This is a genomic window from Celeribacter ethanolicus (assembly GCF_002407265.1).
GTDB lineage: Bacteria > Pseudomonadota > Alphaproteobacteria > Rhodobacterales > Rhodobacteraceae > Celeribacter > Celeribacter ethanolicus.
In genome coordinates this window covers 1,062,135-1,081,978 of sequence record NZ_CP022196.1, presented here as the reverse complement: position 1 = coordinate 1,081,978, position 19,844 = coordinate 1,062,135, and the positions used below count along the sequence as shown (strand labels likewise).

The window sequence follows — 19,844 nt, the reverse complement described above, 5'->3', positions numbered from 1 at the left end:
GAAGTAGCGGGCGCTTGACGCGGGGCGTGAAATGCTTAGAACACGCTCAATCGAATTCCTATCCCATAAGGGCAAGAAACATGAAAACCTTTTCCGCTACTCCCGCGGACGTGGACAAGAAATGGATCCTGATCGACGCTGAAGGCGTCGTGCTGGGCCGTCTTGCTTCCATCGTCGCCATGCGCCTGCGTGGCAAACATAAAGCGACCTTCACCCCGTCCATGGACATGGGTGACAACGTCATCGTGATCAACGCCGACAAAATCCAGTTGTCCGGCAAGAAACGCACCGACGAGCGCTTCTACTGGCACACCGGCCACCCGGGCGGCATCAAATCCCGCACCATCGGTCAGATCCTCGAAGGCGATCACCCGGAACGCGTCGTGACCAAAGCCGTGCAACGTATGCTGCCGGGCGGCAAGCTGTCCCGCCAGCAAATGACCAACCTGCGCGTTTACGCCGGCTCCGAGCACCCGCATGAAGCTCAGAGCCCGGAAGTGCTGGACGTCAAGTCCATGAACAAGAAAAACACCCGGAGCTGAGACCGATGGCTGAAGAAATCAAATCCCTCGACGCGCTGAGCGCAGTCGCCGGTGGTGAGACCCTCGTCGTCGAAGCCGCCCCCCGTGAACCCGTTCGTGACGAACTGGGCCGTTCCTACGCCACCGGCAAGCGTAAAGACGCTGTCGCCCGCGTCTGGATCAAGCCGGGTTCCGGCAAGGTCACCGTCAACGGCAAGGACATGTCCGTGTACTTCGCCCGTCCGGTGCTCCAGCTCATCGTGAAACAACCGGCCCAGATCGCCGGCGTCGAAGGTGAATTCGACGTTGTCGCCACCGTCAAAGGCGGCGGTCTCTCCGGTCAGGCCGGTGCTGTGAAACACGGCATCTCCAAAGCTCTGCAGCTCTACAACCCGGAACTGCGCGGCGCTCTGAAAGCCGCCGGCTTCCTGACCCGCGACTCCCGTGTTGTGGAACGGAAGAAATTCGGTAAGCGCAAAGCCCGCCGTTCCTTCCAGTTCTCCAAGCGTTAATCGCCGGACTGGTTCAAAGTTTCAAAGGGTCGCCTTCGGGCGGCCCTTTTTCATGCCGGAAGACGAAGCTGCGATCCCCTTGGCAACCCGGGCCCTGCGGTTCATAGTGGGGCAAATCCGTTCGATGCGAGCCGCCTGAAATTTGTCCCATCCCTACGAAGATATTCCTTCGCGAAGTTTCTGGCGCAGCGGGGTGGTCGAGACCGACCGCCAGAGCTGGCCGGGGATGTATATGCCGAAGGTGCGCATCAGGCGCGATACGGCCGTGGCCACGGCGGGGAGCTGTTTCGCCCAGCATATCGGCAATTACCTGACGCTGGCCGGGGTCAATGTACTCGATGCCGAGCCCAAGCCGAAAGGGATGAGCGATGCGCTGGCCCGCCGCTATGGCTATGGCCTCTATTCGGCGCGCTATGGCAATGTCTACACCGCCCGGCAGATGCGCGAGCTGCTCGAAGATGCCATTGCCGGGCAGGTTTACACCCGCCTGTTCCTGACCCGTGAAGATCGTTGGTTCGATGCGTTGCGGCCCGGGGTGGAGCCCGAGGGGTGCGAGAGCCGGGAAGAGGCGATCGAGCTCAGGCGCGAGCATCTCATGAAAGTGGTGTCTCTGGCGCAGATGGCGGATGTCTTCGTCTTCACCCTTGGCCTGACCGAGGGCTGGATTCACACTGGGGTCAACCGCACCATGGCGATGGCTCCGGGCGTGATCGCGGGCAGCTATCGCAAGCGCCATGTGTTTCACAATTTCACCTATGACGAGATCATGGCCGATCTGGCTGAGATCCAGCGCCTGCTCAGGATGCTGAACAGGAACATCCGGCTCCTGCTGACCGTCTCGCCGGTGCCGCTCACGGCCACCGCTTCGGGTCAGCACGTTCTGGCGGCGACGACCTATTCGAAATCCGTGCTACGTGCTGCGGCGGGCGATTTCGCCGCCTCCCGGAAGAGTGTGGATTATTTCCCGTCCTATGAGCTGGTGACCACATGGGCCAACACCGCGCCTGCCTTTGCCGCCAACCTGCGCTCGGTCCGCCCGGAAACGGTTGAGCGGGTCATGGCGATCTTTCTCACCGCGCAGGGGCTTCTGGAGCCTGTCGAGGCGATGCAGCATGAAGAGTTTTCTGACAGCGAGGAGGCGGAGGACGATGTGGTCTGCGAAGACGCGCTTCTGGAGGCGCTCCGGAAATGAAGCTGGCAAAGTGAAGGGGGCGAGATGACCAAGCGGCTCTGCGTTCTGGGCAATTCCCACATGGCCGCCTTCGCCACGGCGGCGGAGCGCGATGCCGCGCGCTGGCCGGGGATGGCGCTCGACATGTTTGGGGCACATGGCGATGCGCTGTCGCGCTTCGAGGTGCAGGACGGGCGGTTTCTGAGCGAGGATGCGGAGGCACGGGCGCGGCTCGCCCATCTGGTCGGGCGTGACGCCTTTGCGCTCTCCGATTACGACGGTTTCGTCGTCACCGGGCTGCATGTTTCGGTCTTCACTTTCGTGCGGATGTTCCGTGAGCTGTCTTCGGTCGACATGCCGTCGGTGAAGGGAGCGTTAAGCGCCTTGGAGGACGGTCGGCCCTTGGCCTCGACCGCGATGCTCAGGGCCTATGGGACGGAGCGTCTGATGCGCACGGCGGGAATGAAGCTTGCCCTGATGCTGCGGGCGGCCTGTGACGCGCCGGTCTTCGTCGCAAGCCAGCCGCGGCCCTCGGGGCGGGTGCGGGAGCGCGGCGGCACCTATCTTGGATTCACCCAGTTGGCGGCCCGTGGCGACGGGGGTTTCGTGTCCGACTGGTTCGACCGGGAGACAGAGGCGTTCTGTGCGTCCCGGCGGCTCAAGTTTATCCCGCAACCGGCGGAGACGGTGGAGGAGGGGCTGTTCACGAGCGAGTCCTTTCTGCGTGGCTCGGTGCGGCTCGCCAAGCGCAAAGGCCTGGCGCATGACGACGACGATGTGCTGCATGCCAATGCGGATTTTGCCCGTTTGATGGTCGATCAAGTGGCAGTTGCGATGAATTTACCCATTGCGGCGTGAGGCTTGCGGGTTGGCTCTTGCGCATTTGATCAAAAACCTCACAGGATCGGGAAAAGCGGTTCTCACAGGTGGGTCCAGGGGAAGAGGGCATGACATTCGGTGACAAGATACGGCGGTTCTTCCGTTCGGAGCAGGGGGTTGGCGTGATGCTCGTGTCACCGACCGCCCTTTATGCGCTTTTGCTGCTGGCGGTGCCTCTGGTGGCGATTGTGGTGATTTCCTTCTGGACTCAGACGGGCGTGCGCGATTTCGACACCGCGTTTACCCTGGCCAATTACAAAGAGGCGCTGACCGATCCGCTCTATCGCCAGCTCATGCTGCGCTCGCTGATGGTGTCGGGGCTGGTGACGACGATCACGGTGGTTCTGGCCTTCCCGATTGCCTATTTCGTCTCCTTCGGGGTGAAGCCGGAGCATAAATCCCTTTGGATCTTTCTGATCACCATCCCGTTCTGGACCTCCTATCTGATCCGCGTGTTCCTGTGGAAAGTGATCCTTGGTTACAACGGTGTGCTGAACTCCGGGCTTCTGGCCGTGGGCGTGATCGAGGAGCCGATGAGTTTCATCCTCTATAACGTCAACGCCGTGGTGATCACGCTGGCCCATGCCTATGCGCCCTTTGCGATCCTGCCGATCTTCGTGGCGCTCGAAAAGATCGACCGCTCGCTTCTGGAGGCCTCCCGCGATCTCGGTGAAAGCCGCACGATGACCTTCCTGCGCGTCACCCTGCCGCTGGCCGCGCCCGGCGTGGTTGCCGCCGTGCTGATTGTCTTTATCCCGACCATCGGTGACTATGTGACCCCGCGCCTTGTCGGCGGTCCGGGTGGTCTGATGATCGCCAACATGATCCAGACCCAGTTCCTGCGCCTCAACAACGCGCCTCTGGGGGCCACTTTGGCGGTGCTCGCCATGCTCATCGTCGCGGTGATCGCCATCGCCTTCATGCTCCTGGGCAACAAGGCCGCAGGCGGGAACAAAGGAGGGCGCCGCAAATGAAACCGCTCAAAACCTACGCCATCCTCTATCTGATCTTCCTCTACGCGCCGATCTTTCTGCTGCCGCTCTTCGCTTTCAACAGCTCGACGGTCATCGCCTTCCCGCTCACGAGCTTTACGACCGAATGGTTCACCACGCTCCTGACGCTGACCGAAATGCATGGTGCGCTGTTGAACTCGCTCAAGATCGCGCTGACTTCCGCCGTGCTCGCCACGATCCTCGGGATTTTCGCGGCCATGGCGGCGACGCGCTATACGTTTCCGGGGCAAAAGGGCATCATGGGCTTTATCATGCTGCCTCTGGTACTGCCGGAGATCATTGTCGCGGTCTCGCTGCTGATCGTGATCCTGCGCATGGGGTTTGACACCGGGGCCTGGTCGGTGATCGCGGGCCATACACTCATTTGTACGCCCTTTGCCATCGCCATCCTGCAATCGGCCTTCGCCTCTCTCGACCCGTCGCTCGAAGAGGCGGCCTATGATCTGGGGGAGACGCCCGCCTCGACCTTCCGTCTGGTGACATTGCCGCTCGTCATGCCGGGGATCATCTCCGCGCTTCTGATTTCCTTCACCATCTCGATGGATGAGTTCATCATCGCCTTCTTCCTCACAGGGGCTGAGCCGACCCTGCCGGTCTACCTGTTCTCGATGATGCGATTCCCGAAACTTCTTCCGGCGGTCATGGCGCTTGGCACGATCCTCGTCGTGCTCTCCGTACTGCTCATCGTGATTGCCGAATTCTTCCGCCGCCGTGGCGCCAAACGCGCAGGCCTTAAAGACACCGGGGGCTTCCTCTAATGACCATCAAGAAAAAACCGACAGGTCCCGCGCTGATCACGCTTCAAAACGTGGAAAAGCACTACGGCGACTACCATGCGCTCCGGGGCATCAATCTCGAGATCGGTACGGGCGAGTTCTTTTCGCTCCTCGGGCCGTCCGGCTGTGGCAAGACCACGCTTTTACGTACCATCGCAGGGTTCGAGGATTACGATAGCGGTTACGTGCTGATCTCCGGGCGTGACATGCGCGGGGTTCCGGCCAACAAACGGCCCACGAACATGGTGTTCCAGAGCTACGCCATCTTCCCGCACCTCACCGTGTTGCAGAACGTCGCCTTCGGTCTGCGCAAATCGCCGATGTCGAAAGCGGAGAAAACCAAGGCCGCCGAGGACGCTTTGGAGATGGTCGGCCTCAAGGGCTACGGCCACCGCGCGGCGCATGCTTTGTCCGGTGGGCAACGTCAACGGGTGGCTCTGGCCCGCGCGCTTGTGCTGAAACCCAAGGTTCTGCTTCTCGACGAACCGCTCTCCGCGCTCGACCGCAAGATGCGCGAACAGATGCAGGTGGAGCTGATCAAGCTGCAACGCGAGGTGGGTATCACCTTCATCCTCGTGACCCACGATCAGGAAGAGGCGCTCGTGATGTCCGACCGGATCGCCGTCATGTTCGAGGGCGAAATCGTGCAATGCGACGACCCGGAAGTGCTCTATCGCCGTCCGAAATCGAAACGCGTGGCGGATTTCATTGGGGTGATGAACTTCCTTCCGGCCACAGTGCGCGAAGAGAACGGCACATATATTGCCTCGGTCGCGGGGCTCGGCGAGGCGGAGATCGCCGAGGGGCAATGCCCCGCAGGCGTGCCCTTGGGCGAGGCGACCGTGGGCTTTCGGCCTGAAACCCTGACCATCCTCTACGAAGGTCAGACCGCCACCCACCGCGAAGCCCCCGCCAAGGTCGAGGAGGTCGTCTATTACGGTGACATGACCTATTATGACGTGCGTTTCGAAGGCGTCGAAAAGCCGGTGCGCATTTCGATGCGCAACATTTTCGGCCGGGATGTTCTGGACGTCGGTGCCTCGGCCCGCGTGAGCTGGTCGCCGGGGGCGCTGGTGGTCTTCGGGGCGGATCAGTAACTTACCGCCGCAGCGCCTTGGTCACGAATCCTGTCACTGCGCGTTCCAGATCGGGGATCTTGCCCGTGCCGAGCGTGCGGTTCACCTCGGCATGGCGGTAGGCCGATCCGTCGAACAGGCTGACATTCGCGCCTCTGGAGCGCGCCACAGTGACGAAATTCGACATCGCCAGCCCGTGGCCCCGCGCCCCCGACCAGATTGCCAGAATGGGCGGCAGGGTCTTGGCGAGGTTGTAGGCGGGGGAGAGTGCTCCCCATTGCGCGCGGTCCTTGAACGCGCTCGCGGTTCCGAAGGGCAGGTGGCCTTCATTGACACGCGCCAATGTGATCAGGTCGACCGCGCCGCTGTCGTTGACGATGACGCCCGCCGGGCGTGGCTCCCATCCGGTGAGCGTCGCCATGGCGGCGAGATGCGCCCCCGCCGAATGGCCCATGACAATCGTGCGATCTGGTTTGGCGACATGGGCGAAGCACCAGTCGATTGCCTGCCGCACTGCCCTGATCTGACCGGTCACCGGGGTTTTCGGCAACATCGGATAGTCGATGGAGACGAAATCGAGGTTCATCGCGTTGATCCATGCCGGTTTGGCATCGACCGCCTTGCGCGATCCGGCCCGCCATGCCCCGCCATGGATGTAAATCACCGCCCCGCGTGGCGCGTGGGCGCGGAAAATGTCGAGCACATCCGCGCCGTAGCTCCGGGTCTCAGTCTTGTCTCTGGCCCAAAGCAGGGAGGGGCAGGCAAGTGCCGCCGCGCCGCCAGCAATCAGGGTTCTGCGTGTGAAACCAGACATATGCCTCCTTTGCGGGGCTTACGTATCCTGTGGAATGAGCCCCAATCCACGCAAGTATATCCCGATTCCGGTTTCCAAAAGGTCTTCGGGCGGGAAAGGGACGCGCGCGCCGGGGGTGCCGCGCGCGAAAAGCTCGACCACGCCATGCGCCATGGCCCAGACATGCGCGGCAAACATCTGTGGCGGCGGGCGTTTGCCCTCGGGGATCTGCTGCGCAAGCTGATCGGCGGCGCGTTCCAGCACCCCGAGCGCGCGGTTTGCGACCGCGAAAAGCTCGGGCGAGCGTTGCATGGAGATGCCGCTTTCGAACATCGCTATGTAATGGCCGGGGTATTTGCGGGCAAAGGCCAGATAGGCGCGCCCGACCGCCTCGAAGGACGCCAGCGCCGAGGGCTGGCCGGTGTCGTAAGCGTAGTTGAGCAGGTCGGCGAACGCCTCGAAGCCCTGCAACGCAATCTCCGCGATCAGATCCTCACGCCCCTCGAAATGGCGATAGACTGCCGCCGGGGTCACGCCCGCAGTTTTCGCGGCCTCCGAGAGGGTGAAGCCGGTCGGGCCCTTTTCCTCGATCAACTGCAAGGCCGCGTCGATGAGGGCCTGTTTCAGGTTGCCGTGATGATAGCCGCGTTTGCTCACCGCTCAATCGCCCCGCTTATTCGTCTGCGTCGCCGGTGATCAGAAGCTTCGGCCCGTCAACGACTTTCGGGTCGATCTCGCCGAGATTTCTGGCGTTCTTGCCCTTGTAGTCGATTTTCGAAAGCACCGAGCGGATCGCATTCAGCCGCGCGCGGTATTTGTCGTCGGAGCGGATCACCGTCCAGGGCGCGATCAGCGTGTGGCTGCGCTCCATGGTCTCGGAAATCGCTTTCGTATACTCGTCCCAGCGTTTCAGCCCCTCGACGTCGATCGAGGACAGTTTCCATTGTTTCAGCGGATCGCTCTCGCGCGCCAGAAACCGTCGGAGCTGTTCGGCGCGCCCGACATTGAGCCAGATCTTGAAAAGCTGGATGCCTTCGGAGACCAGCATCTCCTCGAACTCGGGGAGTTGGTGGAAAAATTTCTCGCGCTGCTCATCGCTGCAAAAGCCGAAGACCTTTTCGACCACGGCGCGGTTGTACCATGAGCGGTCGAACAAGACGACTTCCCCCGCCGTCGGCAGGTGGTCGATATAGCGCTGGAAATACCATTGCCCGGCCTCGCGCTCGGTCGGTTTCGACAGGGCCACGATCCGTGCCGAACGTGGGTTCAAATTCTCGCGAAAGCGTTTGATCGTGCCGCCCTTGCCCGCCGCGTCGCGGCCTTCGAAGACCACGACGATGCGCTTGCCGGTCTCGCGCACATCAGAAAGCATCTTGACCAGTTCGAGTTGCAGTGCCTCGATCTCCGCCTCGTACTCGGCCTTCTTCATCCAGGTCTCATAGGGGAAGGAGGGCGAGAGGATTTCCTTCTTGCCGCCGTCCTCGACCGCCTTGCGGATGGATTTCGGCGCGTCCTTTTCGAAATAGCGGGAAATGGCCCCGCCAAAGGGCAGATCAGGGGATTTGTCGGGCATGGCGCGTGGCTTTCCGTGTTAATCTCTTTAACACTATGGGGTTTTTCAGCCCCGGTTGCAACGTGCGGCAGCCCGTGACGTGGCGCGCGCGACGGCGGCGACCACCGCCTCTGTCGCGGCGTGATGCGGCATATGGCCGATGCCTTCGAGCCGCGTGAGGCGGTTCGAGGGCAGGCGCGCGGCAAGCGCCAGAGCATGCACGCTGTCTGGGACGATGACATCCGCCGTGCCGTGGATACTCTCGATCGGCAGGGTGAGCGTATCGTAGCGCGGCACCATGGCCCTGATCTCGTCACGCAGCGCGATGCGCTGGCGGGCGTTCATCCGGTGCCGGGGCGGGTGGATCGACTTGCGCGGCTGGAAATGCTCGGCATAGCCGTCGGGCACCGGATCGGGGGCGAAGACCTCGGCCAGACGCTGTTCGACGATGAACTCCGGCACGGTGAGCGAAATCAGCTCCGCCGCCCACCAGCCGAGAATGGGCGCGGCCAGCGTGCGGTGCAGCAGCGGATGGCCGGTTTCCCAGTCATGCGAGGGCGAAGAGACCAGCACGAGGGCCGCAAGCGTGCCGGGCGCATCGAGCGCCCAGCGAAGCGCCACGGCGCCGCCATAGGACTGGCCCAGAACGACCGGCGTGCGCGGCTCCACAATGGCAATGGCGTCGCGCAGGACACGCGCCTGAGCGGCAAGGCTTTCGTCGCGCATCCGGGGGCTGTGGCCATAGCCGGGACGGTCCACGGCATAGACGCGGTGGCCTTGTGCCAGAGCCGGGGCAAGGGCGAAATTCATGTCATAAGTCGAACCCGACGCGCCATGGATCAGCACAACGGGGCTGGATTCGGGGGGGCCATAGCTCTCGACATGGATCGCCGCGCCCGAAGGCGTTTCGATCAGATCGCCCTTGCGCCGGGTTTTGAGCGCCCGCATCGGCCCGCGCCGAAGCGGCATTTCAGTCAGCGGATGCGGCGCGCGGGTGGCCACCTCAGTTGCCGATGTCTTCCAGCTTGTAGGGCGTCGTCTGATAGATCTCGTTGATCCAGTTGCCGTAAAGCAGATGCGCGTGCGAGCGCCAGCGGTTCATCGGACGCAGCGAAGGGTTGTCGTTCGGATAGTAATGCTCCGGCAGGACGATGGGTTTGCCGGCGGCCACATCGCGCTGATATTCCTCGTTCAGCGTGCCGGTGTCATATTCGAAATGGTTGAAGATGTAGAGCGCGCGGTGATCCGGGTCCTGCACGAGGCACGGCCCTGTCTCGTCGGACCCGAGAAGCGGCACGAGGCCGGGCACAGCGTCGATCTCCGCCTGACGCATTTCCGTCCAGCGGCTCACCGGGATGTAGCACAGGTCCGAGAACCCGCGCAGATAGGGCGAGCTTGGGGCGAGGTTTTCCTGTTGGAACAGGCCAAAGGCCTTGTGATCGAGGATGTGTTTCTGCACCCCGTGGAAGTAATAGATCATCGCCATGCCGCCCCAGCAGACGCCGAAGGTGGAAAACACATGGCTCTGGGTCCAGTCGAACACCTCTTTGAGCTCGTCCCAATAGGTGACCTCTTCGAAGGGCAGATGCTCGATCGGTGCGCCGGTGATGATCAGCCCGTCGAACTTCTCGCCGGAGGCTTTGACCTCGGAGAAGGGGCGGTAGAACTGCTCCATATGCTCGGCGGCGGTGTTTTTCGTCTGATGCTCGCTCATGCGGATCAGGTGAAAATCAATCTGCAACGGCGTGGCGCCGATCAGACGGGCAAACTGGTTTTCCGTCTGAATTTTCTTCGGCATCAGGTTCAGAAGCGCGATCTTGAGCGGCCGGATTTCCTGCGTCGCTGCCCGGCCTTCGCCCATGACCATCACACCCTCGGCCGAGAGCACGTCATAGGCGGGAAGGTTTTCGGGCAGGGTGATGGGCATGTGAGCGCTCCTTATGGGTAAGGCTAGGTGATTTAGGACTCTTTTGGACGATTATCAAGCGCCGTGGCGATCAGGGCGGAGAAGTCGTCGGGACCCTCGATCCGTTTGACGTCCTCATAATCGAGCGTGATGCCCCAGTTGTCGGCCATCGCCTTGTAGCGCGGCTGGCGATGTGCAAGGGCGCGGGCATAGGTGTAACGGATGAAATCGTCCGGGTTGACCGCGTCTTCCGTGACCTCCTTGGCGGCGAGATATTCCTCCCAGATCGCAGCCAGAAATTCCGGCTGATAGGCCATCGGCTTCGGCGCCTTGTCGAAGCGGCGGATCAACTCTTCGGTATGGGCCTCGGAGCCTTTGATCCAGACCAGAAGCGCCTCGTCGGAGAGCGCCTTGAGGATCGGGTCCTGCGCGTTCTCGGGATCGACCCATTCACAGATCGAGCCGCCGGTGTCGCAGACGAAATGCGGATAGCCGTAAAGCGCCTGCGCCCGGTCGATGAAATGACCAGTGTCGAGCAGGGCGGCTTCTTCGGCACGGCGGAACAGGGCCTGACGGCGGCGGAACTCGGCCATGGGGATGCCACCCAGGGCTTCGGAGCCGGGTTTGCCGAGAAAATAGGACACCGGTGCGAGGTTGTCGAAGGTCAGGTTGGCCTTGATGTAGATGCTGTCGGAGAGGAATTGTTCGCGCAGGAACGGCTCGCGCATCGCAACCTTTTTCAGATTGTCGTCAATGGCTTCGCCGAGGTAGCGCGTGCCGATGCGGTAGTCGATCGAGTAGTGATACCATTCCCCCGTGCCGCGCAGCATGTTGGAGATCACGGTCTTGCCGAGACCCGACATGCCAAAGAGAATGAGCCGCTTGCGCCCGCACTCCTGCCACTGTGCACCTGTTTCGTATGTCATCCGTCTGTTCCTGTCGGGCCCTGTTGGTCGGGTTCGGTGGTGCCACGGCGCGCGCCCGCTCGCAAGGGTTAAGCCGTATCCTTGCCCCGCAGCCGGGTCAAAATCCGCCCGTCGATCACCAGAAGCCCGAGCGCGATCAGGCCGAAGCCGAGATAGGCCTGTGGTGGCAGGCTTTCGCCCAGAACGAGTGCGCCAAGAGCGATGGAGACGGGGGCGACGATAAGGGTGGTGAGCGAGGTGTTGCCCGCACCGGCCGCGGCCATCACCTTGTAGTAAATGATATAGGTGAGGCTGGTCGACATCACCGAGAGATAGAGCAGCGCGCCCCAGGTTTCGGGCTTGAGCGACACGGGCGGGGCGCCCGCGACGAAAAAGGCGACCGGAAGCGCGATGAGGGCGGCTCCGGAGAGCATGCCGGCGGCGGCCACCTCGGGGCGCAGGTCGGAGAGCAGGATGCGCCCGACGGAGTTCGAGACCCCGTAGGACATGGTTGCGGCGATCATGGCAAGCTGGCCCAGAGAGGTCAGGTCGAAGGACTGAAGCGCCTCCGGGCCGATCACGGCGACGATGCCCAGCACGCCGAGCGCCACACCGGTTCCCTTGCGCCATCCCAGTTTTTCATCGGCAAAGATCAGCGCCGCAAAGAGCACGCCGAAGATCGCGGTCGAGGCGTTGAGAATGCCCGCAAGCCCAGAGGGGATGTGCCGCTGCGCCCATGTGATCAGCAGGAAGGGGATCGCGGAGGTCAAGGCGCCGACAAGGATAAACCGCCATAAATACTGGGAAATTTTCGGCACGGGCAGACCCTTGAGCATGATGTAGCCCCAAAGCACCACGGCGGCGATGGAGACCCGGCCCGCCACGACCCAGTAGATCGGCAGCTCGCGGATGAGGATCGCGACGGCGAGAAAGGAACAGCCCCAGAGAAAGCCCATGGCAAACAGCCCGGCCCATGCGGCGGCGGAGATGGTCTTTTGCGGGGCCATGATCTTTCCTTATGTGTTCGCTGCAAAATCGCCTGAGCGGGCCCCGGAGGCAAACCGGAATTTGTGCAAACGCGGATCACGGTTTTCGCTCGGAAGGGACAGTAAAAGGGCCCGAAACCGTTGTCGGCAAAGCGTCGGACTTGTGTCGGACTTTTGTCGGGCATGGAGCGCCACGAAAAAGGCCCTGCGATCTCGCAGGGCCTTTCGATGGGGGGCAGAGGTCGGATCAGAAGTGATGCGACAGCTTGATGCCGAAACCGATGGCGGAGTTGTCTTCGAACTCGCCGCCCACCGAAGTGGTGGTGTCGCCGATCCAGGCGTAGCTGACGCCACCGGAAATCGCGGTCTGATCGGTGATCTGATATTTCAGACCGGCCGCGACGGATTTGTAACCGTCGGTCGGCGACAGGTTGCCGGAGATCCCGCCATAGGCCTTTTCATAGCCGATGGAGAACGAGCCGGAGAGCTTGTCGTTGAAACGACGGCCAAGGCCGAGGCTGTAGGAGATCGTGTCGTCGGAGTGGTCGACAAGGTTGTCGTGAATGATTGCTTCGTAAGCGGTCGGGGTGATGGTCGTGGTGGTCCATTCTGCCCAGCGGGCCGAGAACATCAGAAGCGTATCGGCGGCGATCCCGGTCTGGAAGTCGAAGTTCACCGATTTCGGCATCGTTACGTCCATCGAACTGTCGAGCGTTCCGGTCGGATTGCTCTGATCTGCGATAGCGACCGACACTTCATGCGTGTCGAAGCTGATGTCGATCTCGGAGTTGAAGGTCAGGCTTGCGCGCAGCGCGATGTCCGGGATCTCATAGGCGGCACCGACGAGATAGCCCCAGTCGTTTTCGGTCGAGGTTTCCATCGCATAGGGGAATGTGCTGCCCGGTGAGTTTGGAACCGGAATGTTCAAATAGACATTACCTTCGGAGCTCAGGTTGCGCACACCACCATAGACCGAGAAACGATCATCGAATTTGTAGCGCAAAATGGCCGTCACAGCGGTGGTGTCCACCGAGGCGTTGGACCCGGCAATCGGATAGCTCGTGTTGCCACCATAAGACACATCCGCGCCGAAGGGCTGGTCGATGATCAGCGCGAAGGACAGTTTGTCGTTGAGGTCGCGTTTGTAGGCACCACCCACCATGTTGAAAGACGGGGTTACATCGCCTGCGTCGAGCTCATAACCGGGCATGACAGGATAGGCCCCGGAAACATCCGGGCTGACGGAGCCGAAGCTGAATTCCACATAGCTGCCGGTCTCAAACAGCGGTGCGATGGATTGACGGGACCGATCCATGCCGCCCGCATAAGCTCCGGTGGCGGCACTGATGGCTGCGACGGCCGCGGAGGCCGCCAGAAGTGTCGTGTTTTTCATTGATCTCCATCCCTGACGGGCACTGAGGCCCGCTCCTTAGATCTTTTTAAAGTGTCGTGGTGAGCGAATTGCCGCTCTTATTGTCCAATCAGCCTAAGCTGCGACAAGATTTCAAGCAATTCTGACGCCGCGTCATGGTTGCAACCGCCCGACCATGGCTTTTCTGCATCAGGCGGGGCGGGACAAGCGGGACATCCGGCGGTTTTCGGACAAGATATTGATGTAATTGGCGGAAAAAATGATCGCCGCGCCGATGAACACCCAGATGTCGATGCTCTCATTGTAAAAGGCCATGCCGATGACCGCGATGATCGGCAGGCGCAGGAAGTCGATGGGCGTGACAATGGAGGCGGGCGCCAGCGACAATGCCGTGGTCAGGCAGAAATGCGCGCCGAGTCCGGCGACGGCAACGACCATCACCCAAGGCACATCCTGAAGACGCGGCAGGGCGACATCGGCGTCGGCCAGCGCACAGACCAGACCGAAGATCAGTTGCAGCGTGACCATCCAGAACATGATCGAGAGAACGGTGACATGGGCGGTGAGCGTCAGGCGCTTGGTGAACAGCGCCGAGGCGGCGAAACCGAGGGCACAGAGCATGGCGGCAATCAACCCGATGGAAAGCGCACCGCCGAAGGGCCGGGCGACGATCAGGATGCCGACAAAGCCCATGGCGGAGGTGAGCGCCCGCGTCGGTGTCATCTTTTCCCCGAGAAAGATCGTGGCGCCGAGGCCCACGAGGATCGGGTAGGAGAATTCCAGCGCGAAGAGCTGGGCCATGGGAATGAGGGTCAGGGCGTAGAGCCAGAGGTTCTGACCGGCGAAATGCCCGAGGTTGCGGCCGATGTGGAGGCCCATGGCCTTGGGCCGGAATTCCTTGAGACGGCGTTGTGCCACGGCGATGGTGAGTACGATCACGAGCCCCACGAGCGAGCGGTAGCCGAGGATTTCGAACGTATCGAGATGACCGGCGAGTTTGCGCCCGGCGACGGCCATGGCGGAGAATCCCGCGAGTGCGCCACTCATCCAGAGCGCGGCCTTGAGTGGGTGGCTCTCCTGACTCATGCGTCGGTCTTCCGGAAATCGCGCTGCATGTGATGGGTGACACGTCCCCAGTCGGAGCTTTGGGCGCGGTCCTGATGGGCCTCGAAGGCGCGCGCGTCGCGGAAGACTTCGGTGACGTGGAATTCGGTGGGGCGCACCTCGTCCTGCCAGAGTTCGAACTGGAGGCATCCCGGTTCGGCGCGTGAGAGGCGGATATGTTCCGGCATCAGCGCCAGAACATGGTCGACCTCATGGGCGGCGCAGGTCAGGGTGCCGCTGAGCATCACTTTGCCAGCCATGGTTCTTGTCTCCTCCCTGTGCCCGACACGCCTGCGTTATTTTGGCAATGAATACACGTGTCAAGCAGCCAAAGGGTCGTTGCAAAGGTGGCGGATGTCCATCCCTGTTTCCTCCGAAAGACGCTCAGCCTCTTTGCGCCAATGCAGGAAGGCCTCGCGATGCAGAGTGTTCAGGTCCGTGTCGGTCTCCATGTCCCGCCAGGGTTTCCGATCTCCGGCGAAATGCAGGATGCCGGGGCGGGCAAAGCCGTCTTTGTAGTCTTTGCGCATATGGCGGGGTGTGTAGCGTTTGCGTGTTCGGCTTGGCACGATCAGCATGATCTGGAAATTCCACCGGAGCGACATCGGCGCGATCCGTCCGGCGAACATAAAATTCATCCAGTCCTGATCGTTGTGTTCCCAACCTTTTTCCAGTTTGGTGCTCAGGCAGGTGTCGAGATCGCAAAGACGGTCCGCCCATCCCGTAGCGCGCAGTTTCGGCATGTCGATCAGGACGATGCCGTTGTTGCAGTAGTGGCGCAAGGGAATGTCGCGTTTGCTCTTACAAAGGATGGCGGGAATGTCGCGCCATTTGTTTTGCTCGAACGGATAGAAGCGCCGGTAGTACCGCTTTCGGTAATAGAGGTCCTGAAAGTGATAATCGGGTGCGGCGGCGATGGCATGTTGTCCCAGAGGTGTTTCATAGGCCTCCACAGGGTCTTCCATCACCAAAGTGTCGCCGTCGATCGCAAGGCTTTTGCGCGGCAGGATCTTATAGAGAGACAGCTGCCAGAAGTTTTGCAGCCGCACCTTATGCGCCAGGGGGTGATCCGCACTAGGGAGGGTCGGGTCTTCGACGAGGTTGATCCGAGATTCGGGATGGCGCTCGCGCAGGCAGTCCAAGGCGGCCTTGAACCGCGGCACCGCGCAGTCGGTCAGGAGAAGAACGTCGCAGCCTTTGCGGCTCTGGCGCAGCAAAGACGACAACGACACCAGAGACGGAAACGCATAGCCGCGGTTGAATACGTAGGAAAAATGGGCAGGGTCTGACATCAATATAGGCTTTAAAACTGGAACATGCCCCAAAGCAGGGCATGTTGAGACTTGGACTTATTCCAGCTCGATGGTTCCCGGCGGCTTCGAGGTGCAGTCGTAGAACACGCGGTTCACGCCTTTGACCTCGTTGATGATCCGGGTGGAGGTCTCAGAGAGGAACTCGTGGGTGAACGGGTAGTAATCCGCGGTCATGCCATCGACCGAGGTCACGGCGCGCAGCGCCAGCGCATAGTCATAGGTGCGCCCGTCGCCCATCACGCCCACGGTGCGCATCGGCAGGATGGCGGCGAAGGCCTGCCAGATCTCGTCGTAGAGCCCGTGTTTGCGGATCTGGTCGATGTAGACCGCGTCCGCTTTGCGCAGGATGTCGAGTTTCTCGCGGGTGATTTCGCCGGGGCAGCGGATCGCAAGACCCGGGCCGGGGAAGGGATGGCGCCCGATGAAGGAGGCCGGAAGGCCCAGCTCGTGACCCAGCGCGCGGACCTCGTCCTTGAACAGCTCACGCAGCGGTTCAACGAGCTTGAGGCCCATTTTTTCCGGCAACCCGCCGACGTTGTGGTGCGATTTGATCGTCACCGAGGGGCCACCGGAGAAGGACACGGATTCGATCACGTCGGGATAGAGCGTACCTTGCGCGAGGAATTCGGCACCTTCGATCTGATCGGCGTATTTCTGGAACACGTCGATGAACAGCTTGCCAATGGTTTTGCGCTTCACTTCCGGGTCGGACACGCCTTCGAGCGCGCCGAGGAAAAGATCGCTCTCGTCGGCATGGATCAGATTGAGGTTGTAGTTCTCGCGGAACATGTTGACGACCTGCTCGGCTTCGCCGAGACGCAGAAGGCCGTGATCGACGAAGACGCAGGTGAGCTGATCGCCGATCGCCTCGTGCAGCAGGATGCCGGTGACGGAACTGTCGACGCCGCCGGACAGGGCACAGATGACTTTCTTGTCGCCGACCTGTTCGCGGATTTTCGCGATCATCTCTTCGCGATACGCGCCCATGGTCCAGTCGCCGGAGAAGCCCGCAAGTTTGATGAAATTCTCGTAGAGCGTCGCGCCATTGGGCGTGTGGTGCACTTCCGGGTGGAATTGCACGGCGTAAAAACGGCGCTCGGTGTCGGCGGTGATGGCGAAAGGCGCACCAGGGCTTGTGCCGTAGACCTCAAAGCCCGGCGCGATCTCGGCGACGTGGTCGCCGTGGGACATCCAGACCTGTTCCTTGCCGGTCGCATCCATGAACCAGCCGTTCAGGAGATCGGTGTGATCTTTGGTCGGGGTCACATAGGCGCGGCCGAATTCGGCGGTGGCATGTTCGCCCGCTTCGACACGACCGCCCAGATCGTGCATCATCACCTGTTGGCCGTAGCAGATGCCGAGGATCGGCACGCCCAGCTCATAGGCCGCTTTCGGCGGGCGGGGCGAGCCCTCGCGCATCACCGAATCCGGTCCGCCGGAGAAGATGATCGCACGCGGATCAAATTCCTTGAGGCTCTCTTCGGTGACCTTCTGATAGGGGTGGATTTCGCAATAGACATTCAGCTCCCGCAGACGGCGCGCGATGAGCTGCGTCACCTGAGAACCAAAGTCAATGATGAGGAGGCGGTCATGGGAAATCTGGGTCATGCCCTGCCTTTATGCGCGCGGACGGATTCAGGCAAGATGGATTTCCGTATTCCGGCGTTTCACACCGAAAAAGCGCCCATAAAAAAGCCCCCGTTTCGGCCGGGAGGAGGCGGAAACGGGGGCGGAAACGGGGGCGGTACAGGGGGATGGTCTGTCGGGTGGCCTTTGAACGGGGCCGGTCAGGCGGTCTGTTGCTTCTGCGGCAACAAACGGGCCTCGCCCATCAGTGCGATCAGAACCTCGACATGGCGGGTGACATTATAGGTGGCATCGCCCGAACGGCGGATGTCTTCCATGCGGGCCTCTTCCTCGATCAACGCGGTGAGGGCGCGGGCGGGCGAGGGGGCGGTGGCGCTGCGCATGACGCGTTTGAGGTCATGATTGCGGTTGTAATGTTCCAGTCCGAAGCGTGCGGCGCGGATCAAAAGGCGGGGACGGCGCAGGGCGGCAAGCAGGGTCGTGACGTCGGTCATGGCAGGTCTCCTGTTGGTGTCGCGCCTGTTCGACGGAATGTCCGATGTCAGGCGGCGGGTCGTGGTTGAAACGATATGAAAGGAGCTTTGCACAACCTAAGCGTGTGTTGCGTATTGTTTCCTAATTGAGGGCGGTGCGTGGCGTTATTGTTTATATTTAAGAAACGATAATGGCAGAGCGAGAAACAGTTAACCTTTGCGTAACCAATGCAACTCATGGTTGAGGCAGGATTCGGGATAAAACGGGGGATAACCTGTGAAGATCCAGTGGATATCTGCCTGTTTTGTGAGGGGCCCAAACCTTAACTGTATCAAAAATGGAAACAATTATTCTGAACGCTGGGGGAAATATGCTGGAAACTAGGAAAGGAACCGCCGGAGCCGGGGGGCAGCTTCCGAAATGGGTGCCACAGGAGGCCAAGCGCTATCTGGCGCATACGGAAAGCGGCGACACGATCCGTGAACTTGCGCGGCGCGGCGGCTGTGCGCCCTCGACCGTGCTGCGCCAGGTGCGCAAGCTCGAACAGAAGCGGGACGACCCGCTGATCGACGAGGCGCTGTCTTCGCTCAGCCGTCTTGCACCGAAGGCCGCGCCCGGGGTCGATCCGTCGTTGCACGCGCACCCGCATTTTCAGACCTCCCCGGACATTCAGGACAGCAAGGACAAGGACTCCATGACCGACCACAGCCCGTTCTCCGAGCCGACCGGCACCACGCCGCCGGATGACGCGACCATCGCCCGCGAAGCCCGCCGCATCCTGCGTCGCCTGTCGGAGCCGGGGGCCTGTCTGGCGGTGGCCAAGGATATGGAAAAGGCCGTGGTCGTGCGCGATCTGCCGGACGGGCGCACAGCGCGCACGGCGGTGCTCGACCGTCCCATTGCGCAGGCGATGGCGCTCAAGGACTGGATTGTGGCCAATGCCAAGGGCAAGATCACGCGCTACACGATCACGGCGGCGGGGCGCGCGGCGCTGCGCGGGTTTCTCGCCGAAGACGAAAGCGCGCGGGCAGGCTTTGCCGAAGCGCCGACGCGGTTCGATGCCGGGTCCGGCGGCTTTGTATTTCGCGATGAAACGCAGGCGGAGGATCGTCCGAAGCGCATTCGCTACAATGCCGCGGAAAGCCCGGTGATGGTGCTGGCGCGGCGGCGCGACAAGGATGGTGCGATGTTCCTCTTGCCGGAGCTTGTGGCGGCGGCGGAGCGGCTGCGCGAGGATTTCGAACTGGCGCAGATGGGCGCGGGCGGCGTGAACTGGGAGCGGTTTCTGATCGAGGCACGGCAGGTGACGGGGGACGTCAACGGTTTCGGGTCGGAGGCGGCGAAAGCGCGGGTTGCGGCGGCGCTTGGCGATCTCGGGCCGGGGCTTGGCGATGTGGCGCTGCGCTGTTGTTGCTTTCTTGAAGGGATGGAGCAGGCGGAGAAGCGCATGGGCTGGTCGGCGCGCTCGGGCAAGATCGTGCTGCGGATCGCGTTGCAGCGGTTGAAAAAGCATTACGACGAGGCGGGGTATTCGAATTTGATTGGGTAAAATCCGGTTCGGGGCATGGCCCCGGCAAACGCTCCAGTGGAGCGTTTGAGGATTTTACGGGCGGAGCCCCGGCCGGTTCGGGGCATGGCCCCGGCAAACGCTCCAGTGGAGCGTTTGAGGATTTTACGGGCGGAGCCCCGGCCGGTCTGGCCTGTGGCCAGATTGAAAGGTCCAGTGGACCTTTTCAAGGCGCGAACGCCCTCGCACCCTTGCGAGGGCCGGTAGGTCTGGGTTTTTGACCCGGCAAATGCTCTGCCGCCTCCTGAAAAAAGCACCCGAAGGCCTCAAAACCTCCGGGTGTTCAGGTGGGACCGATCCGGGGCGGTCCTGCTCAAGTCGGAGCTTGCGATCCGTG

At 61.7% G+C, this 19,844-nt stretch carries 21 protein-coding genes; 8 read left to right on the top strand and 13 right to left on the bottom strand.

The window, feature by feature from the left end; genetic code table 11:
* Nucleotides 1–80: 80 nt before the first annotated feature.
* From rplM to CEW89_RS05210, 7 genes are all read left to right on the top strand, one after another.
* The gene (gene rplM / locus CEW89_RS05240; RefSeq protein ID WP_066704957.1) at nt 81–542 is read left to right on the top strand and encodes a 50S ribosomal protein L13; all 462 of its coding nucleotides are present in this window, start codon (nt 81–83) and stop codon (nt 540–542) included.
* 5 nt (nt 543–547) lie between these two features.
* Nucleotides 548–1,033 carry a 30S ribosomal protein S9 gene (rpsI, locus tag CEW89_RS05235; protein WP_096805165.1) on the top strand — a complete coding sequence of 162 codons (486 nt, stop codon included), beginning with the start codon at nt 548–550 and terminating at the stop codon, nt 1,031–1,033.
* A 193-nt stretch (nt 1,034–1,226) separates the two neighbouring features.
* Nucleotides 1,227–2,225 (top strand): GSCFA domain-containing protein, encoded by a 999-nt coding sequence (locus CEW89_RS05230; RefSeq protein WP_096805164.1) that lies wholly within the window; start codon nt 1,227–1,229, stop codon nt 2,223–2,225.
* Nucleotides 2,226–2,249: 24 nt separating this feature from the next.
* Nucleotides 2,250–3,062, top strand: a complete 813-nt coding sequence (locus tag CEW89_RS05225) for a hypothetical protein (RefSeq protein WP_096805163.1) — start codon at nt 2,250–2,252, stop codon at nt 3,060–3,062.
* 89 nt (nt 3,063–3,151) lie between these two features.
* Nucleotides 3,152–4,057, top strand: coding sequence for an ABC transporter permease (locus tag CEW89_RS05220; RefSeq protein WP_096805162.1), 906 nt, complete (start codon nt 3,152–3,154; stop codon nt 4,055–4,057).
* Nucleotides 4,054–4,854, top strand: a complete 801-nt coding sequence (locus tag CEW89_RS05215) for an ABC transporter permease (protein WP_096805161.1) — start codon at nt 4,054–4,056, stop codon at nt 4,852–4,854. Before CEW89_RS05220 ends, CEW89_RS05215 begins: the two co-directional genes overlap by 4 nt.
* Nucleotides 4,854–5,969, top strand: a complete 1,116-nt coding sequence (locus CEW89_RS05210) for an ABC transporter ATP-binding protein (protein WP_096805160.1) — start codon at nt 4,854–4,856, stop codon at nt 5,967–5,969. Before CEW89_RS05215 ends, CEW89_RS05210 begins: the two co-directional genes overlap by 1 nt.
* A 1-nt stretch (nt 5,970) precedes the next feature.
* Here the strand turns inward: CEW89_RS05210 and CEW89_RS05205 are convergent, their stop codons facing one another.
* The 13 genes from CEW89_RS05205 to CEW89_RS05145 all read right to left on the bottom strand — a co-directional run bounded on the left by CEW89_RS05205 (nt 5,971) and on the right by CEW89_RS05145 (nt 17,960).
* Entirely contained in the window at nt 5,971–6,762 is a 792-nt protein-coding gene (locus tag CEW89_RS05205; RefSeq protein ID WP_096805159.1) for an alpha/beta hydrolase, read from the bottom strand.
* An 18-nt stretch (nt 6,763–6,780) separates the two neighbouring features.
* The gene (locus CEW89_RS05200; protein ID WP_096805158.1) at nt 6,781–7,398 is read right to left on the bottom strand and encodes a TetR/AcrR family transcriptional regulator; all 618 of its coding nucleotides are present in this window, start codon (nt 7,396–7,398) and stop codon (nt 6,781–6,783) included.
* Between the two features lie 16 nt (nt 7,399–7,414).
* A complete protein-coding gene (ppk2, locus tag CEW89_RS05195) occupies nt 7,415–8,314 on the bottom strand; it encodes a polyphosphate kinase 2 (protein WP_066704978.1) in 900 nt (299 codons plus the stop codon).
* 45 nt (nt 8,315–8,359) lie between these two features.
* On the bottom strand, nt 8,360–9,295 hold the full coding sequence (locus CEW89_RS05190) for an alpha/beta fold hydrolase (RefSeq protein WP_096805157.1): 936 nt from the start codon (nt 9,293–9,295) through the stop codon (nt 8,360–8,362).
* Nucleotide 9,296: 1 nt separating this feature from the next.
* Nucleotides 9,297–10,220, bottom strand: coding sequence for a homoserine O-succinyltransferase (locus CEW89_RS05185; protein ID WP_096805156.1), 924 nt, complete (start codon nt 10,218–10,220; stop codon nt 9,297–9,299).
* A 32-nt stretch (nt 10,221–10,252) separates the two neighbouring features.
* Entirely contained in the window at nt 10,253–11,125 is an 873-nt protein-coding gene (locus tag CEW89_RS05180; protein ID WP_096805155.1) for an ATPase, read from the bottom strand.
* A 68-nt stretch (nt 11,126–11,193) separates the two neighbouring features.
* Nucleotides 11,194–12,111 (bottom strand): DMT family transporter, encoded by a 918-nt coding sequence (locus CEW89_RS05175; RefSeq protein WP_066704984.1) that lies wholly within the window; start codon nt 12,109–12,111, stop codon nt 11,194–11,196.
* A 226-nt stretch (nt 12,112–12,337) separates the two neighbouring features.
* Nucleotides 12,338–13,483 carry an OmpP1/FadL family transporter gene (locus CEW89_RS05170; RefSeq protein WP_096805154.1) on the bottom strand — a complete coding sequence of 382 codons (1,146 nt, stop codon included), beginning with the start codon at nt 13,481–13,483 and terminating at the stop codon, nt 12,338–12,340.
* A 168-nt stretch (nt 13,484–13,651) separates the two neighbouring features.
* Complete coding sequence (locus CEW89_RS05165) at nt 13,652–14,548, bottom strand: DMT family transporter (protein WP_066704988.1); 897 nt, start codon at nt 14,546–14,548, stop codon at nt 13,652–13,654.
* Nucleotides 14,545–14,826, bottom strand: coding sequence for a putative quinol monooxygenase (locus CEW89_RS05160; protein WP_096805153.1), 282 nt, complete (start codon nt 14,824–14,826; stop codon nt 14,545–14,547). Before CEW89_RS05160 ends, CEW89_RS05165 begins: the two co-directional genes overlap by 4 nt.
* A 60-nt stretch (nt 14,827–14,886) precedes the next feature.
* Nucleotides 14,887–15,858, bottom strand: a complete 972-nt coding sequence (locus CEW89_RS05155) for a glycosyltransferase family 8 protein (RefSeq protein WP_096805152.1) — start codon at nt 15,856–15,858, stop codon at nt 14,887–14,889.
* Nucleotides 15,859–15,915: 57 nt separating this feature from the next.
* Nucleotides 15,916–17,487 carry a glutamine-hydrolyzing GMP synthase gene (gene guaA / locus CEW89_RS05150; protein WP_066704993.1) on the bottom strand — a complete coding sequence of 524 codons (1,572 nt, stop codon included), beginning with the start codon at nt 17,485–17,487 and terminating at the stop codon, nt 15,916–15,918.
* A gap of 179 nt (nt 17,488–17,666) precedes the next feature.
* Nucleotides 17,667–17,960, bottom strand: a complete 294-nt coding sequence (locus tag CEW89_RS05145) for a DUF6477 family protein (protein WP_096805151.1) — start codon at nt 17,958–17,960, stop codon at nt 17,667–17,669.
* 350 nt (nt 17,961–18,310) lie between these two features.
* Here CEW89_RS05145 and CEW89_RS05140 point away from each other — a divergent pair, with 350 nt between their 5' ends.
* Nucleotides 18,311–19,489, top strand: a complete 1,179-nt coding sequence (locus CEW89_RS05140; RefSeq protein ID WP_096805150.1) for a DUF6456 domain-containing protein — start codon at nt 18,311–18,313, stop codon at nt 19,487–19,489.
* Nucleotides 19,490–19,844 lie beyond the last annotated feature (355 nt).